Annotated in this window: 3 protein-coding genes and 1 pseudogene; all 4 read right to left on the reverse strand. The window is 57.6% G+C overall.

What is annotated here, in order from left to right; all coding sequences use genetic code 11:
• Positions 1 to 342: PAAR domain-containing protein (locus APH30_RS26490; protein WP_156326724.1), on the reverse strand; the 342-nt coding region annotated here is incomplete at its 3' end.
• Positions 343 to 348: 6 nt separating this feature from the next.
• A complete protein-coding gene (locus APH30_RS26495; protein ID WP_054914194.1) occupies positions 349 to 816 on the reverse strand; it encodes a DcrB-related protein in 468 nt (155 codons plus the stop codon).
• A gap of 34 nt (positions 817 to 850) precedes the next feature.
• Positions 851 to 1,441 (reverse strand): hypothetical protein, encoded by a 591-nt coding sequence (locus APH30_RS26500; protein ID WP_054914195.1) that lies wholly within the window; start codon positions 1,439 to 1,441, stop codon positions 851 to 853.
• 10 nt (positions 1,442 to 1,451) lie between these two features.
• Positions 1,452 to 3,308 (reverse strand): annotated as a pseudogene (gene tssI, locus APH30_RS26505) (type VI secretion system tip protein TssI/VgrG).
• Between the last annotated feature and the right edge of the window lie 151 nt (positions 3,309 to 3,459).

Raw genomic sequence — 3,459 nt, forward strand, 5'->3', positions numbered from 1 at the left:
GCCTTCGGCAATCTGCACCGGCCCCGGGTGCTTGTCGCAGGCACCGATGCTTTTTTCGACGCGGGCGGCCTTGCGGCTATTGATGAACACGTTGGGTGAGGCAGTGGTTATCGTCCCTGAGGGGGACGAGAACATACTGCCTATCGCCTCTCCGGCGGCGGTCAGCAAGCTGCCCCCGATGCCGGCTGCGAGGCCGGCCAGCAAGGCCACACCGAACCCGCAGGTGAACGTGGCGATGGCCACCGTGGCCACCAGCGCAATCCCAAGGGCAGCCCCGATCAGGAAGCCCCCAAGCGCGCTGGTGTGCGATATCTCGTCGCCAAACCTGGCCGCTTCGAACATGAGGGGTTACTCCTGTTCGCCGGACTCGGCGCTGGTTTCGGACGGCGCACGCGGGGTGAAGCTGGCCAGCAGGTTGTCCCAGTCCTGGTTCTGCTGGGCACTGAAATCAGCCTGTGCAGTGGTGGAGAAGATCAGGGCACGCCCAGGGCTGATGATGAAGGCGGCCTGGCGCTGGTACAGCGGGCGGCCCTGGTTCATGTAATAGGCGTCGATCTGGATACCGGGAATGGGTGCGGTAACCGAGAGCGTGACGGCCTTGTTACCCATGCGGGTGTAGCCGCGCAGCTTGGAGGTGAGCAGCTTGACCTGGCGATCGACATAGGCCTGCAGCGCTTCGTCCGGCAGCAGGGTGTCACGCGAGATGGTGATGCTCAAGGGTGCTGGAACACTGGCACCCAAGACGAACATGTTGACCGTGCGGTCCTCGAAACCTGCCGGCAGCGCAATGCCGCCTTCCTGTAATTCGTAATCCATGCGATGAAAATTCCTGATAGCGAAAAAATCGGGGTCAGCCCTGCGCAAAGCCATCGAGCATGCGGTCGAACTCGGCCAGCCACTGGCTCAGGCCGGGCTTGCTGGGGTCGATCACGCTGGAGATATCCAGCCATTGCAGCGAATCGCTGCCGGCGATGGGCACCAGTGCGCCGACCAGGCGACCGTGCCGAGGCTCGTGGCCGGCATTGAAGTGAAAGTCCACGACCTTGGCCGGGTTCCCAGCCAGGAGGCAATCACGTTGGCGAATCACGCGCAGTTGCGGGTTCAATTCGCGCAAAGCCTCGACTGCGCTCTGGAACAGTTGCTCCAGCGGCTGCCTGGCGCGTACATCACGGCGGCGGATGCTGAGGCTGACCGGCTCGCCTTCATGCTCGAGGGTGGTCTGGATGTCGCGAAAACGAAAGCCGAGCGGAAACTGCAAGGCGAAACCTGCAAAGGTGAAAGCACTGGCTACATCCTGCAACACGGCTGGCACCGGTTCCGGTTCGGCTTCCGGTTCAGGCAAAAGCTCGGGCACATGAGCAGCTTCACTGGCCAGCCGCACGGTCTCCTGTTGCGCTGCGCGCCTGGCAGAAATACGGTCGTAGATCGAAGGCTTGTACATGAACCTTGCCTCAGTCGTTGATCCGCACTGCGGCGCCGGTAATCTGGGTGGTGTCGGTACTGGTGGTCACGATGACCTTGCCTTTGATCTCGATGCCTTCCGGGGTCAACGTGATGCTGCTGTCACCCACCTGCAGGATGATGTGCTGCTTGGCAGCCACCTGTATGAACTGGTTGTCGACCTGCAGGGTGTAGGAGCCTTCAGTCACTTGCACCACGGTGTCTTTCTTGACCGTTTCGGTGTGCGTACCGCCAACCGTAATCGTCCGGTTGTTCCCCACATCATGGGTCTCATCCAGCTCGATCTCGGTATCCATGTTGCGCTCGGCATGCATGATGATCTGCTCGGCGCCGGCCTTGTCCTCGAAGCGGAAGAAGTTGGCGGTACCGCCGTCTCCCTTCATCGACCGGGTCAGGAACCCACTCTGGGTCTTGTTCGCCGGCAGCGACCATGGCGGTGTGTTGGTGCTGTTGTACACGCTGCCCATGATCAGCGGGCGGTCCGGGTTGCCGTCGAGGAACACCACCACCACTTCGTCGCCGACGCGTGGGATCTGGATGCTGCCGAAGCCGCCACTGGCGCCGGATTGGGCTACGCGTACCCAGCAGGAGCTTTGGTCGTTGAACTGGCCTAGCCTGTCCCAGTGAAACTGCAGCTTCACGCGGCCCAGTTCGTCGGTGAAAATTTCCTCGCCGGGCGGCCCGACGACGATGGCTGTCTGAGGGCCGTTGATCAAAGGTTTGCGGGTGCTTAGCTGAGGACGGAAAGCAATTTTTCTACGCACGCAGACAAATTTATTGTCATAGCCAGCCTGATCACCCGTCATATAGTTGTTACTGCCGCGATGTTCTACGCTCAGCAAGAGAAACTGCCGGTCATCGGCATCGCCTGAATCATGAACATAATGCTGGGTCAGTTCGAAAGTGTAACCCGGTTTCATGGCCCGGCAGTTGCTATAGCCATAAAATGTCTTACCGACCAGCTCAAGTGCTTCGATGCGATTGCGCACGAGATCTTCGCCGGCTTCGTTGGTCGCATGAGTATATTGACCAGGGAAATCGTAAATTTCGAACTTGTCTACATCCCCTTGCTCATTGAGGCTGTGCATGGACACTGGAAGGAAATTGCGCGGTTGACGGTAGTCGAAAGTTCGAACGGCGATCTTTCCGGACTGCAGTTGACGAGAGGCATGCCACTGAGTAATGGAGTCAGCGGTTTCTGTCACGGACGCGGAATGAAAACGAATCTGCGGTTGCTCGGGAAGAGGCAGCAGCGTGCTGGAGTCGTCAGTGATGACCATGACATGCGTTTCGGCGGTGTGTTCGAAATAGTAGAACAGCCCGTCATTTTCCAACAGACGCTGGATGAAGTTGAAATCGCTTTCGCGATACTGAGTAATATAGCTATAGGATTTCAACGACTTGCTCAGGCGAAACTCGTACTTTGCTAAGCTGCCGAAACCTGCAAATACCTCGCTAACGACGTCCTGTACCGTCTTGTCTTGGAAGATGCGCGAGTCAAAACGGCACGTCAGCATTCACAGCCAAGGCCCTAGCATGGCCGAATAACGTACCACGCCACCATCGCTACCCTGGGTGCTGAAGCGGTTTATATACCCATTGATATAGCGGAAACTGCCGTCAGAAAGCTCGATCTCTACCGTCGCCGGCTTGCCTATCAAAGACTTGAGTTTGACATCACTGCGCTGACTCAGTAGCGCCAGGTCCATCTGATAGAGTTGTGACAGCCCTTCACTCCCTGAAAAATGTTCAAGCAACAGATCTTCTTCGCTAACGGGTGCAAAAGTATTGAGTTTGAACAGCCTTCGGTTCTGTGGGTTTAGCAGAGAAATCAGATCCGTCAACATGGCGCGTCCTTGATAAGTGGTAGTTAATTCTGCTTATTATTGGCGCTTCAGCTTGAAAAGCCGGGCCAACCATGAAGCATCGCGCAACGCACGCACATACTCAACTTCAGACAATAGGTATTGACGTGCCTCGCGACGCTCACGTTCTATT

Origin of the sequence: Pseudomonas sp. NBRC 111127 (genome assembly GCF_001320345.1) — a bacterium.
Classification (GTDB): Bacteria; Pseudomonadota; Gammaproteobacteria; order Pseudomonadales; family Pseudomonadaceae; genus Aquipseudomonas; species Aquipseudomonas juntendi.